At 62.9% G+C, this 14,252-nt stretch carries 9 protein-coding genes; 6 read left to right on the top strand and 3 right to left on the bottom strand.

The features are described from left to right. Positions 1-69 precede the first annotated feature (69 nt). Both HAP47_RS28470 and HAP47_RS28465 read left to right on the top strand, forming a co-directional pair. Positions 70-3,465 (top strand): error-prone DNA polymerase, encoded by a 3,396-nt coding sequence (locus HAP47_RS28470; RefSeq protein WP_173643068.1) that lies wholly within the window; start codon positions 70-72, stop codon positions 3,463-3,465. A gap of 79 nt (positions 3,466-3,544) precedes the next feature. Next, positions 3,545-3,760: a hypothetical protein gene (locus HAP47_RS28465; RefSeq protein ID WP_173641757.1), complete on the top strand. Its 216-nt coding sequence runs from the start codon at positions 3,545-3,547 to the stop codon at positions 3,758-3,760. Positions 3,761-4,769: 1,009 nt separating this feature from the next. On the opposite strand, the gene HAP47_RS28460 is transcribed toward HAP47_RS28465, so the two are convergent. After that, on the bottom strand, positions 4,770-4,958 hold the full coding sequence (locus tag HAP47_RS28460) for a hypothetical protein (RefSeq protein WP_173640767.1): 189 nt from the start codon (positions 4,956-4,958) through the stop codon (positions 4,770-4,772). Between the two features lie 286 nt (positions 4,959-5,244). Between HAP47_RS28460 and HAP47_RS28455 the strand changes: the two genes are divergently transcribed. Further along, on the top strand, positions 5,245-6,234 hold the full coding sequence (locus HAP47_RS28455; RefSeq protein ID WP_173641758.1) for an AraC family transcriptional regulator: 990 nt from the start codon (positions 5,245-5,247) through the stop codon (positions 6,232-6,234). A gap of 535 nt (positions 6,235-6,769) precedes the next feature. On the opposite strand, the gene HAP47_RS28450 is transcribed toward HAP47_RS28455, so the two are convergent. Continuing rightward, positions 6,770-7,057 (bottom strand): hypothetical protein, encoded by a 288-nt coding sequence (locus HAP47_RS28450; protein ID WP_050626238.1) that lies wholly within the window; start codon positions 7,055-7,057, stop codon positions 6,770-6,772. 194 nt (positions 7,058-7,251) lie between these two features. Between HAP47_RS28450 and HAP47_RS28445 the strand changes: the two genes are divergently transcribed. From HAP47_RS28445 to HAP47_RS28435, 3 genes are all read left to right on the top strand, one after another. Next, a complete protein-coding gene (locus HAP47_RS28445) occupies positions 7,252-8,643 on the top strand; it encodes a CoA transferase (protein ID WP_173641759.1) in 1,392 nt (463 codons plus the stop codon). A 151-nt stretch (positions 8,644-8,794) separates the two neighbouring features. Next, on the top strand, positions 8,795-10,042 hold the full coding sequence (locus tag HAP47_RS28440) for an efflux RND transporter periplasmic adaptor subunit (RefSeq protein WP_173641760.1): 1,248 nt from the start codon (positions 8,795-8,797) through the stop codon (positions 10,040-10,042). Positions 10,043-10,128: 86 nt separating this feature from the next. Then, on the top strand, positions 10,129-13,263 hold the full coding sequence (locus HAP47_RS28435; protein ID WP_173641761.1) for an efflux RND transporter permease subunit: 3,135 nt from the start codon (positions 10,129-10,131) through the stop codon (positions 13,261-13,263). Here the strand turns inward: HAP47_RS28435 and HAP47_RS28430 are convergent. Continuing rightward, the gene (locus HAP47_RS28430; protein WP_173641762.1) at positions 13,256-14,224 is read right to left on the bottom strand and encodes an amidohydrolase family protein; all 969 of its coding nucleotides are present in this window, start codon (positions 14,222-14,224) and stop codon (positions 13,256-13,258) included. The two genes, HAP47_RS28435 and HAP47_RS28430, sit on opposite strands and share 8 nt — an antisense overlap. Between the last annotated feature and the right edge of the window lie 28 nt (positions 14,225-14,252).

Raw genomic sequence — 14,252 nt, 5'->3', positions numbered from 1 at the left:
TATGCAGAGCGTTTTCGAGCGAAGTGGGAGCCGGTTCGCGTGAAGAAAACGCGTCAAAACAAGGATCTGATGCCCGACTATGCCGAGATCGGCATCACCAGCAATTTCTCCTTCCTGCGCGGCGGCTCCGATCCGCGCGCCTATGTGCATCAGGCGAGCGAACTCGGGATCCCCGTGATCGGGCTCGCCGATCACAATACGCTGGCCGGCGTGGTGCGCGCCTGGAAGGAGCGCGACAGCGACAAGGTCGCCCATCCGCCCAAGCTTTTGATCGGCGCCCGCATCGTCTTCATCGACGGCACGCCCGACATTCTGGTCTATCCGCGCGACCGCGCCGCCTACGGCCGGCTGTGCCAATTGCTTACCCGCGGCAAGCGCGGCGGCGGCATCGAGCGCATCGAGAAGGGCGACTGCCGGCTCACTCTGTCCGATCTCGTCGACTTCGCCGAAGGCCAGCTCTTGGTGCTGGCGCTGCCGCATCGTTTCGAAGAGGAGAAAGCGCTTGATCTGCTCGCGCAGCTCAAGGCCAGCGCGGCCGATGGCGTCTGGCTCGCCGCAAGCCTGCTCTATCGCGGCGACGACAGGCGCCGTCTCGCGCGGCTGCAAGGTCTCGCCGCCGATGCCGGCGTGCCGCTGCTCGCCACCAATGAGGTGCTCTATCACCATCCCGCCCGCCGCCCGTTGCAGGACGTGCTGACCTGCATCCGCGAAAAGACCACGATCGAGGCGGTCGGCCGCAGGCTCGAGGCCAATGCCGAGCGGCATCTCAAGCCGGCGCATGAGATGGCGAGGCTGTTCCGCGATCTGCCGGACGCGATCGCGGAGACCATGCGCTTTGCCAAGCGCATCTCGTTCTCGCTCGACCAGCTCAAATACCAGTATCCCGACGAGCCGGTGCCGCCGGGCAAGACCGCGCAGCAGCATCTGGAGGATTTGACTTGGGCCGGCGTCGACAAATATTTCGGCGGCGAGATCGACGAAAAACTTCGCGCCACCCTGAACAAGGAGCTCGCGCTGATCGCCGAGCTGAAATACGCGCATTATTTCCTCACCGTGCACGACATCGTGCACTATGCGCGCAGCCAGAACATCCTGTGCCAGGGGAGGGGCTCGGCGGCCAATTCGGCGGTGTGCTACGTACTCGGCGTCACCTCGGTCGATCCGACCAAGGTAGATCTGCTGTTCGAGCGCTTCATCTCCAAGGAGCGGCTGGAGCCGCCCGACATCGACGTCGATTTCGAGCATTCGCGGCGCGAGGAGGTGATGCAGTATGTCTATCGCCGCTACGGCCGCCACCGCGCCGCCATCATCGCCACCATCATCCATTATCGACCGCGCAGCGCGATCCGCGACGTCGGCAAGGCGCTCGGGCTGACGGAAGACGTCACCGCGGCGCTCGCCGACACCGTGTGGGGCAGCTGGGGCAAGGGCCTCAACGACATGCAGGTGCGGCAGGCCGGGCTGGACCCGAAGAACGCGATGATCAACCTCGCGGTCGAGCTCGCCACCGAGCTGATCGAGTTTCCGCGCCATCTCTCGCAGCATGTCGGCGGCTATGTGCTGACCCAGGACCGGCTCGACACCTATGTGCCGATCGGCAACGCCGCGATGGACGACCGCACCTTCATCGAATGGGACAAGGATGACGTCGACGCGCTTCACATGATGAAGGTCGACGTGCTGGCGCTGGGCATGCTGACCTGCATCCGCAAATGCTTCGACCTGATCGATGACCACAAGGGCGAGCGCTGGGAGCTCGCCTCGGTCCCGCAGGACGAAAAGGAAGTCTACGACATGCTGTGCCGCGGCGAGTCGCTCGGCGTGTTCCAGGTCGAGAGCCGCGCCCAGATGAACATGCTGCCGCGCTTGAGGCCGCGCACCTTCTACGATCTCGTCATCGAGGTTGCGATCGTGCGTCCCGGTCCGATCCAGGGCGACATGGTGCATCCTTATCTCAGGCGGCGGAACGGCCAGGAAAAGGTCAGCTATCCATCGCCGGCGCCAGATCAGGGCGACAAGGACGAACTCTACAACGTGCTGCACAAGACGCTCGGCGTGCCGCTGTTCCAGGAGCAGGCGATGCGGATTGCGATCGAGGCGGCCCATTTCACCTCGGAAGAAGCGAATGGTCTGCGCCGCTCGATGGCGACCTTCCGTAACCTCGGCACCATCGGCAGCTATGAGGAGAAGCTGGTCGGCAACATGGTGGCGCGCGGCTACGATCCGGATTTCGCCCGCAGCTGCTTCGACCAGATCAAGGGCTTTGGCAGTTACGGTTTCCCGGAAAGCCATGCCGCGAGCTTCGCGCAGCTCGTCTACATCTCCTCATGGCTGAAGCACCATCATCCCGATGCGTTCTGCTGCGGCCTGCTCAACTCGCAGCCGATGGGCTTCTATGCCCCGGCGCAGATCGTCGGCGACGCCCGCAACAACGGCGTCACGGTGCGCGAGATCGATGTCTCCTTCAGCTTTGCGCAGAACACGCTGGAAGAACGTGACGGAAAATACTGCCCGGTGCGGCTCGGCTTCCGCCAGATCGACGGGTTTCACTGGCTGGATGAGGACGAGGAGCGGTTGAAGCAGTTACAATCGTCATTCCGGGATGCGCCTGTGCTCCCTCCCCCGCAAGCGGGAGAGGCGAAGCAAGAGCTCGACTGGGCCGACCGCATCGTAGCCGCGCGCAACCGCCGGCCTTTCACCTCGCTGGAAGATTTCGCCCGCGATACCGGCCTCCCGAAACACGCGCTGATCCTGCTCGCCGACGCCGATGCGTTCCGCTCGCTCGGGCTCGATCGCCGCGAGGCGCTGTGGGCGGTGCGGCGGCTGCCCGACGATGTGCCGCTGCCGCTGTTCGAGGCCGCCACCGCGCGCGAGCAGCCGGATGAGGGCGCAAAACCGCTGCCGGAGATGCCGCGTCCCGAGCAGGTGGTCGCCGACTATCAGACCATTCGCCTGTCGCTGAAGGGCCATCCGATGGAATTCTTGCGCGAGATGTTCACCAGAGAGCGCGTCGTCGCCTGCCACACCATCAACCGCAGCAACGACCGCCGCCGCGTCAGTTGCGCCGGCGTCGTGCTGGTGCGGCAGCGGCCGGGCAGCGCCAAGGGTGTCGTGTTCATGACGCTGGAGGACGAGACCGGAATCGCCAACATCGTGGTATGGCCGAAAGTGATGGAGCAGTACCGCAAGGAAGTGATGGGTGCGCGCCTGATCCTGGTCGAGGGCTATATCCAGAGCAGCCCCGAGGGCGTGACGCATCTGGTGGCGCAGCGCATGACCGACCGTTCCCACGATCTGATCGGCCTCGCCAACGAATCCCTCAGTCGCAAGCATCCGGTGCCGCCGGGACCGGCGCTGATCGAGCCGCTCAACGACGACCGCCGCGATCACGGCGACAACTCGCCGCAAAAAATCCGCCACCCGCGCAACGTCCGCATCCTGCCGTCGTCACGGGATTTTCATTGACGCCGGCGCGGGCCTCGATTTGACGCAGATCAAAGGCACTGCGGAGCTCCCGTAAGACAAAGGAAAAAAGGAGACCGGGATGTCCGCAGCCGAGATTGCGAAGCTTCATTTCTCAGCAGCACTTGCCGAAGCGGAGGCCGCTGGGGTGGGGCACGACAGCCTCTGCCGCTCGCTGCTCGGCCTTGTCGTCTCGAAATACCTCGAAGACAGGAGCGTCTCCGACGTCCAGTCGGAGCTTCGCTTCATCGCCGACAATTGCGACCCTGACACGGACTTCGCTTTCATGCGCCCCTAACGCACGGAGCGCAGGGCGGATCGTAGCCTTCATCGCAGCGATAGTGTGCACCGCAACCAACCGATCTCGCCTTGTGTGCCACACATCAAAATCGTGCTGCTTGACCGAGCAGGTCTCGCACAAATCGACGCATGAATCTAAAGGCGTCTGGGCCAGGCCCACGACAATGTTCGGGGGCGCACCGGGGTCACCAACATGCCACTGGCGGCATATTTTTGGAAGGTCGGAGCAGTGTTGCTCGCACTGCTCTTTGTTGCGAATTATTGGCTGCCGAAGGCCCCGACCGTCGATCAGGCGGCTGCGGACCGGCCGGCCATGTATCCATTCAGATCGCAAATGGCCCGGGCGTGTTGTCTTCGATACCCGATCGCCGGTGATCGTCGCGGCTGTGCCCGTGACGGAGGCGGCGACCGAGGTCGCAACTTCGTCGGATGTAGCCAAACAGCCCGTTACCGTCGCACACAGCCCGGTGATGGCGAATTCTTTCGCGATGCTGCCCAAACCGGATACACGCCCGGCTACGACCGTCGATCGCAAGCGACAACACAAGATGTCGCGTCTTGCGGCTCGACCGAGGCAAAGCGCCCAGTCGCAGATGCTTCTGGCAGCACGACAAGGGCAGTTCGGCTGGTTCGGCTTCAGAACCTGGTGAGGTCGCGGGACGTGTCTTTGTGCGACATCTTATTCTTCGGCGTCGATCCGCTTGCAGTGGTCGCAACGGTACACCGTGACCTTCGGACGTAGACCAATCCCTCTCATCGTGGCAACAAAAGTCAAGGTGCGTGCGCACATCTCGCACAGAGGCTCGGCCACTGGTGTCACCTTTAGGGGCGAAATGGCGGACGCATTGGAACTCGCTGCCACGCTCATCCGTAAACACCTTGAAGCCGCTAGGAAGGCTGTCGGTTCTATTCTTGAATGAACTGGAGCCGTCGAATGCGGCGTTCGACGGCCCCTGTGTTGGCCAGTATGGATGATGGGGAAGTTTGCTCCATACTGACGAATATAATTAGGTAATTGAAATTCGATTTATCCTGAGCATCGCTACTCGCCTGATAGGCTCGGGCAGTGTTTTGGCTTCGTCAGCAAGCAACTGAAGCAACATTCTGCGGCGATCCGGATGCGTTTCCTTTTGCAATAGCAACTGGTACCGCGTCATGTTTTGATCCGCGATGAATCTTTCCATCGCATCAGCCATAGATCGCCCCCTCTCCATCAGCGGCCGGAAGTCAAGAACGCAGCGAACGCGCGCACCTAGAGCTACGTTTCAAAAAGTCAATACTGCAAACGGCGCGAGGCCTGAAGAGTTTTCTTGCACCAAAACTTGCAAACTTTGCTCAATTCAGAACGTCACGATCTGGATATTCTTGGCAAGATTTGAGCAATTGATCCGAAGCAGTTGATCTAGATCAGTCCCGGAGGCATTTTTGTAAGATTGACTATTTCCATTAGATTTGCCCCGGTAGCGCAAGGTCCTTTCCACCATGTTGGATGACCGTGAAAGCCTGTTGAGTCGGTCTCCCGTCATTCGGACAGGTGATCCGGAAGAAATGCGACATGCGCTGTTTACGGTCTATGGCGCGAGCGGATTTGAAGTCCCCGATCCCGACGACTTCGAAGGTGTGGCAAACTACCTTCGACTCTCAAATGTCGGCCTTGGCTTTTGCGGGTATGGCGCGAAGACAGTCGTCGAATTTCCTGAGGCCGATTTCGCAAGATTACAAATCGGCCTCAAGGGTGAGGCGGGCGTCATTCTGGACAAAAAGACGACGATGCCGGTCAATCGGCAGCACGTGGTCATTACGCCACCTGGGCAGCCTACAACCATAATATTTGAGCCCGAGTTCGAGCAGCTGATCCTTCGCATCAAGGCTGCAGCGCTGGAGAACGCCTTAACAACCCTGCTGGGCGCAAAACCTCGGACGACGCTGGTGTTTGACCCGACAGCTGCTCCTAAGCAGCCAAGCGCTCAGCTGTTACGCGAGCTGACCTTGTTCCTGGCCAGCCAGTTAAATTCGACGGCTGCGCACTTGCCTAAACCGATGCTCCTTGAGCTTGAGCAAGCGCTAATCGTCACGCTCCTCTCGGCTCACCGGCATAACTTCACCGATGTTTTGGAGAGCCCTGCCAAGGAGCCATCTCCGCTCGTGGTCCGCATGGCGGAAGAATACATAGAAGCAAATTGGACACGCGCTATTACGATTGAGGATCTGGCATCGCAAACGCGCACCAGCATCCGCAGTCTCTATGCGGCTTTCAGAAGAAGCCGTGGATACACTCCGCTGGCATTTGCCAAAATGGTGCGTTTGCAACGCGCGAAAAAGATGCTCCAGGAAGCAAATCAACGGACTTCCGTCTCTGAAATCGCTTTTAAATGCGGTTTCGGAAATCTCGGCCATTTCGCGAGCGACTTCCGCAAATTGTTCGGCGAGCTTCCGTCTGAAGTGCTGGCGCGAACTCGGCGGCGCCTTTAGCTCTCTCTTTCCGCTAGTGGCTAAGGCGTGTGCATTGATGATGTCTGCGGTAGGTCAGCTTTACCCTCAAGAAGCCGCCATCCCTCCTCTGCGGGCAGCGCGAGTTGACGGAAATGCTCGATTTTGTTGTCTACGCTACCCTGAGCGGCAATGATGTTCGCTGCGTTGGCCTGGGCGCTAGTCTTGCATGACGGTCATGATCCGTCGGGTCGATGTCGCGCTGGGCCGGATTCGGCGCTAGAGTGGGTGGTCTTGCATAAGTCCATGCAGGATCGCCAACTGCTGGTCGGAAACTGCCCACATTTCGCTTGCAATCATCTCCAAATCGGCAATCTGGCTGATATCGAGTTTATCGAGTTCGTCCACATTCGTTGGCAACATTGCGCGTAGCCGACAATAACGATGGTGTAAGTCCGCCAACTTGCGCGATCAGCCATTCATCCGCGACTTGCGTACGAATGCTTACACGAAGCTTACAATCCGCATCAGCTCGGTCCTGCGTTTGCAGGCGGATGAATTCCTCGGCAGCTGCATGTTATTCCACCGCGGCCCCCACCGGCGGTCCGCCCGGCGGGCGGTGCAGGAAGGTGATCGACGCATAGGCGCCGACCCACGAACCGGCCGCGGCGAAGGCGACGTAGAGCCAGTTCTCGGTGTAGCTGATCACCGCATAGGAGGAGAGCACGTACCAGACGCTGCTCCAGGTGGCGGCGGGCACGCGCTTGCGCGCGACGACCGCCGAGGTGAACATGACATAGACAGCGTCGGTCGCCGCGGTCGCGAGGAAGACGCCGCCGGCGGTAAGGGGATCGATGGCAGCCATTGCAACTCCTGTTCGGGTCGGGCAGAGCTAAGGCATGGTCCGGGAAAGTGTGAAACGGTTTTCCGAAAAGATCATGCCCAAACAAGGCATGGTCCGGGAACGTGTGATCTTGCCCAAGGTATGACGGTTGGGGATCGGGCATTGCCATTTTGTCATCATGCTCAGGCATAGAATAATCGCAAACAGGAATGCGCATGCAGGACATCCGTGAAATCCTTTCCGATGTCTGGACCGGCACCGGTGGCGCGCCGTCCGCGCTCGATGCGGTCGCCTTGACCGGCAGCGAGCCGCAATTGCCGTCGTCGTTTCGGGTCGCAGCGGCGGCTCAGGTACCGATTGCCGCGGCGGGCCTTGCGGCGGCCGAGATCTGGAAAGCCCGCAGCGGCGAGCAGCAGGATGTCGCGGTCGACACGCGCCATGCCGTCGTCGAATGCCGCAGCGAGCGATATCTGCGGGTCGACGACAAGCCGCCGCCGCCGGCCTGGGACAAGATCGCCGGCGTCTACCGTGTCCGCGACAACCGCTTCGTTCGCCTGCACACCAATTTTCCGCATCACCGCGACGCCGTCTGCAAGGTGCTCGGCTGCAACGCCGAGCGCAACGATGTCCAGGCCGCGCTGCTGCAATGGGACGGCGAGGCATTCGAGACCGCGGCCTACGCGGCCGGCGGCGTCGTCGCGTTGATGCGCTCATATGACGAGTGGTCGGCGACGCCGCATGCAGCAGAACTTGCAAGACTGCCGCTGATCTCGATCGAGAAGATCGGCGAGGCCGTGCCAAAGCCGTGGCCCGCGGGGAAGCGGCCGCTGGCCGGCATCCGGGTGCTCGATCTGTCGCGCGTGATCGCTGGTCCCGTCGCCGGCCGCACGCTCGCCGCGCATGGTGCCGACGTGCTGTTGATCTCCGGTCCCGATCTGCCTGATATTCCCTGGCTCACCATCGACACCGGCCGCGGCAAGCTGACGAGCTTTCTCGAACTGCGCAGCGAGGAGGGGCGGGCCGTGATGCGCGGTCTCGTCGCGCAGGCCGATATTCTCTCCCAGGGCTATCGTCCGCAGGCGATTGCGCGGCTCGGCTTCTCGCCGGAGGAAGCGGCCCGCATCAATCCCGGGATCGTCTATGTGACGCTCTCGGCCTATGGCCATGCCGGTCCGTGGGCGGAGCGCCGCGGCTTCGACTCGCTGGTGCAGACCACGACCGGCTTCAATCATGCCGAGGGGCAGGCCGCCGGCGTCGATGGACCGAAGGAATTGCCGGCCCAGATGCTGGACCACGCCACCGGATACTTCATGGCGTTCGGCGCCATGATGGCCAGGGCACGCCAGGCGCGCGAGGGCGGCAGCTGGCACGTCCGGGTGTCGCTGGCACAGACCGGGCGCTGGCTTTGGAATCTCGGCCGGCTCGAAGGGGGCCTTGCCACCGAGGACCTGAAGGCGGATGCGGTGCAGCCCTTCATCGAGCGGCTTCCGTCCGGCTTTGGCACGCTGAGTTCGGTCCGGCACGCTGCCATCCTGTCGCGCACGCCGGCCCATTGGTCCCGCCCGGCGATGCCGCTCGGCAGCAATCCCCCGGAGTTTCCCGGATGAGGCGTTCAGCCCCCGTTCAGGCTATCCGAACTTTAACGACGCGCACCGCCGAAGTGCGATTTTTAGGTTGTTTGAAACGCCAAATCGGCACTATTAGCGCACCGCTGGGGCTGTCCCGCCGGGAGCTGCATCGATCGACCCCGCGGACCGCATGCTGAAAGAGTTTACCAAGCGAATGCAGAGCTTTAGCCGCCCGCGCCTGCTCGTGGCCGCGGCGGTGCTGGTGGTCGCCTGCGCGGGCGCCTATGGCTACACGCGTTTCGGCTCGGACAAGCAGGCATTGTCTGAAGTCTCCAGCCAGTCCCGCAAGGGGGGCACGCGCTATGCGCCGTCGCCGGCCGAGTGGGCCAGCCTGACCTTCCAGACCGTGGCCGAGCACACCTTCCGCTCCGAACTGGTGACCGAGGGCAAGATCGGGATCGACGAGGACCGCTCCACTCCGGTCTACTCGCCCTACACCGGGCGGGTGACCCGCTTGCTGGTCCGGCCGGGCGATACCGTGGTGAAGGGGCAGCCGCTGTTCGTGATCGAAGCGGCCGACACCGTGCAGGCGCAGAACGACTACGTCGCCGCGATGACCGGCCTCAACAAGGCCCAGTCGGCGCTCGACCTGGCGCAGATCCAGGAGAAGCGCGCCAAGGACCTGTCCGAGGGCAAGGCAATCCCGCTGAAGGATTATCAGACTGCGCAGGCGGCGCTGGTGCAAGCGCAGAACGATGCGCGCTCGGCGCAGACGCTGCTGGAAGCCGCGCAGAACAAGCTGCACATCCTCGGCTTCGGCGACGAAGCCATCACGACCTTGCAGCAGAAGGGCCGCCTCAATCCGGAGACGACGGTGTTCGCGCCGATCGGCGGCACCGTGGTCCAGCGCAAGGCCGGCCCCGGCCAGTATGTCTCGACCGGCGCCAGCGACCCGGTTTATGTGATCGGCGATCTCTCGACGGTCTGGCTGATCGCCTTTGTCCGCGAATCCGACGCCGACAATGTCGCGGTCGGGCAGGACCTCAGCTTCAGCGTGATGGCGCTGCCCGGTAAGGTGCTGAACGCCCGGGTCAACTATGTCGCCGCCGCGATCGACGCGACCTCGCGACGGCTCCTGGTCCGCGCCACCATCGACAACGCCGACAATCGGCTGAAGCCCGAGATGTTCGCTAATGTGACGCTGTATTCGAAGGGCGACCACCCGGCGGTCGGCGTGCCGAAACAGGCGCTGATCTACGAGGGCGACCAGGTTCGCGTCTGGGTCGCGAAGGCCGACGACAAGACCATCGAGCTGCGCCAGATCAAACCCGGCCTCATCAATGGCGACCTCGTCGAGGTCGCCGGCAATCTCAAGCCGGGCGAGCAGATCGTGACGAAGGGAAGCCTCTTCATCGACCGCGCCGCATCTGGCATCTAGGGCATGATCCGGAAAAGGGGAAACCGGCTTTCCGGATCGACCATGCTCACCAAGAAAAATCCTCACCGTTGAAAGTGCCGATCTGAATGGATCGCCTCGTCGCCCTTGCCGTCAATCGCCGCTACTTGATGGTGGCCATGTTCGTCGTCGTCATCATCGGCGGCCTGCTTGCGTTCAAGCAGCTCAACATCGAGGCCTATCCCGATCCGACCCCGCCGATGGTCGACATCGTGACGCAGAGCCCGGGCCTCTCGGCCGAGGAGATCGAGCGCTACATCACGATCCCGATCGAGACCCAGGTCGCCGGCATCAAGAACCTCAAGACTATCCGTACCATCTCGCTGTACGGCCTCTCCGACGTCAAGCTGCAGTTCTCCTTCGACTACACCTATGACGAGGCGCTGCAGCAGGTGCTGAACCGGCTGTCGCAGCTCGCGCCGCTACCCGGCAACGTGCAGCCCGGCATCTCCCCGACCAGCCCGATCGGCGAAATCTTCCGCTACCGGCTGAAGGGACCGCCGAACTACAGCGTGCTCGACCTCAAGACGTTGCAGGACTGGGTGCTGCAACGCCGCTTCCGCGCGGTGCCCGGCGTGATCGACGTCACCGGCTGGGGCGGCAAGACCAAGACCTACGAGATCCAGGTCGACTTCAACAAGCTGGTCGCCAACGGCCTGACGTTGCCGCAGGTGCTGCAGGCGGTTTCCAATGCCAACATCAATGTCGGCGGCAACACCGTGAACATCGGCTCGCAATCGGCCGTGGTGCGCGGCGTCGGCCTGATCCGCTCGATCGACGATCTCGCCAACACCATGATCTCGCAATCAGGCGGCAATCCGGTGCTGGTCAGGGACATCGGCGCCGTCACGATCGGCGAGAAGCCGCGGCTCGGCATCGCCGGCATCGACAATGACGACGACATCGTGCAGGGCATCGTGCTGATGCGCCGCGGCGAGCAGAGCTCGCCGACCATTGCCCGCGTCGAGCAACTGGTCAACCAGATCAACAATTCCTCGATCCTGCCGCCGGGCGTCAAGATCGAACGCATCTACGACCGCAAGGATCTGATCGAGCTCACCACCCACACCGTGCTGCACAACATGGTGGTCGGCATCCTCCTGATCGTGCTATTGCAGTGGATCTTCCTCGGCGATCTGCGCAGCGCGCTGATCGTCGGCGCGACGATTCCGTTCGCGTTGTTCTTCGCCGTGATCATCCTGGTGCTGCGCGGCGAATCCGCCAATTTGCTCTCGGTCGGCGCGATCGATTTCGGCCTGATCGTCGACGCCACCGTGATCATGGTGGAGGCGATCTTCCGCCGGCTGTCGCAGACCACCGCGCTGTCGGAAGACGAGCGAAGCCACATCTCCGAGGATACGGTGATGGGGATGAAGAGCCACGCGATCCTGTCGGCGGCGGCCGACGTATCGCGCTCGATCTTCTTCGCCGCGACCATCATCGTCGCCGCTTTCCTGCCGCTGTTCACGCTGGGTGGCGTCGAGGGCAACATCTTCGGGCCGATGGCGCGAACCTATGCCTATGCGTTGGCGGGCGGATTGCTGGCGACGTTCACGATCACGCCGGCGCTGAGCGCGCTCATCCTGCCGGCGCATATCCACGAGACCGAAACCTGGATCGTCAAGAAGCTCGATGCGATCTACCTGCCGGCGCTGAACTGGGCGATCGCCAACCGCAAGATCGTGATGGCCGGTGCGGCCGGCCTTGTGGTCATGACCATCATCTCCGTGCGGTTCCTCGGCCTCGAATTCCTGCCCAAGCTGGAAGAGGGCAATCTTTGGATCCGCGCCACGCTGCCGCCGACGATCTCGCTGCAGGAAGGCAACGCCTATGTCAACGAGATGCGGAAGCTGATCAGTAGCCGTCCCGAGGTGGTGTCGGTAGTGTCGCAGCACGGCCGCCCCGACGACGGCACCGACGCCGCCGGATTCTTCAATGCCGAATTCTTCGCGCCGCTGAAGCCGGCCGGCGATTGGCCGGGCACGCATGACAAGGACGTCCTCACCGCGCAATTGCTCGCGCAGTTACAGGACAAGTTCCCCGGCGTGGAATTCAACTTCTCGCAATACCTGCAGGACAACGTGTCGGAGGCGGTGTCCGGCGTGAAGGGCGAGAACTCGATCAAGCTCTATGGCAACGATTTGCAGGCGCTGACCGACACTGCCAACAAGATCAAGTCCGTGTTGTCGACCGTGCAGGGCGTCACCGACCTCGCAGTGTTCACCTCGCTCGGCCAGCCGACCGTCCAGATCGACGTCGACCGGGCGCGGGCGGCGCGCTACGGCCTGTCCCCGGGCGACATCAACGCCACGATCAAGGTCGCCGTCGGCGGCGACACCGCGGGCGATCTCTATGAACCCGGCAGCGACCGGCACTTCCCGATCATCGTCCGACTTGCGCCGGAATACCGCAAGAGCGCGGAGGCGATCCAGAACCTGCGGATCGGGGCAACGAATCCGAATGGCGGGGTCACCCAGATCCCCCTGAGCGAGGTCGCCTCGATCAAGCTGATTTCGGGCGCGGCCTACATCTATCGCGAGCAGCAGGAGCGCTATCTGCCGATCAAGTTCTCGGTGCGTGATCGCGACCTCGGCAGCGCGATCCTGGAAGCGCAGCAGAAGGTCAACGAGCAGGTCCAGTTGCCGCCCGGTTCGCGTATCGAATGGGTGGGCGAGTTCGGCAATTTGCAGGACGCGATCAAGCGGCTGTCGATCGTGGTGCCGATCAGCCTCGTGCTGATCGCAGTGCTGCTGTTCTTCAATTTCGGTTCGATGGTCGACACCATGCTCGCGATGAGCGTGATCCCTATGGCGATCTTCGGCGGTGTGCTTGGGCTGCTGATCTCGGGCATTCCGTTCAGCGTGTCGGCGGCGATCGGCTTCATCGCGCTGTTCGGCATCGCCGTGATGGACGGCATCATCATCCTGTCGCAGTTCAACCAGCTGATCGACGAGGGCTATGAGCGGATGCGCGCGGTGATCCGCACCGGCGAATTGCAGCTTCGTCCGGTGTTGATGACTTGCGTCGTCGCCGGCATTGGCCTGTTGCCGGCGGCGGTGTCGGAGGGCATCGGCTCGCAGGTGCAGAAGCCGCTGGCCATCGTCGTCGTCACCGGCATGATGCTGGCGCCGCTGGTGATCCTGATCACACTGCCGGTCCTGATCTCCTACTTCTCGCGCCGGCCAAAGGACACCGTCAGGTAAAGCCGTAGAGCCGCGCCGGATTGTCGACCAGGATCGCCTTGCGCACCGCGGCGTCCGGCGCCCAGACCGGAAGCTGGTTGAGGAGGCGGCCGTCGTCGATCTGGTACAGCGGCGTGACGTCGGTGACCTTCTTGCCTTCGGGGGTCACCGAATCCGGGTGTGGCCAGTCGGTGCCCCAGACGATGCGCTCGGCATTGGCCGCGATCAGCGCCTGGGCCAGCGGCGCGGCGTCGGCATAGTCGGGCGCGAGCCTGGAGGCGCGGTAGGCGCCGGAGATCTTGACATACGCCTTGCCGGATTCGACCAGCGCGAGCAGGTCGTCAAATCCCGGCTGGCCCGTGCCGAGCGCGGCCTCGGCGCCGCCGAAATGGTCGAACACCACGGGCACCGGCGCTGCCGCGACCAGGTCCTTGATCGCGGAGATCATGGTGAGGCTGGTGAACAGCTGCACGTGCCAGCCGCGCGCCTTCATCCGCTCGATCGCAGCCGAGAAGCGCTGCCGGCCGACATCGGGATCATTGACGCCGCCGGTCGCGAGGTTGAGACGGATGCCGCGGAAGCCGGCCTTCTGCATGGCGTCGAGATCGCCCTCGCTGGTCTTGTCGTCGATCACGGCGACACCACGCGCCGTGGGACCGCGCGCCGTCATACCGAACAGCGTCGACGAATTGTCGGGACCGTAGACGCTCGGCGTCACGATCACCACGCGCTCGACATGCAGCGCCTTGTGCAGCGCGCTCATCTCCTCCGGCGAGGCCGGCGCCGGCGTGTAGACGCGGCCGGCGAAGAACGGGAATTTCGCGGGGTCGCCATGGATGTGGGTGTGGCAGTCGCAGGCACCGGCAGGCACGTCGAAGTTTACTGGAGTTGATGGTTGCGATGCCTTGGAAAATGCGTTGCTGCCGGTCATGGTCACTCCCGTTGCGATGGAAGCCAGCATCATACTGCGTCGCGTCAGCATTGGACGTCTCCCTGCGTGCTCGGCTGTT

Origin of the sequence: Bradyrhizobium sp. 41S5 (assembly GCF_011516665.3) — a bacterium.
In the GTDB taxonomy this organism is placed as follows: Bacteria; Pseudomonadota; Alphaproteobacteria; order Rhizobiales; family Xanthobacteraceae; genus Bradyrhizobium; species Bradyrhizobium quebecense.
The sequence above is the reverse complement of the archived record's forward strand: the minus strand, read 5'-3'. Positions and strand labels throughout refer to the sequence as shown.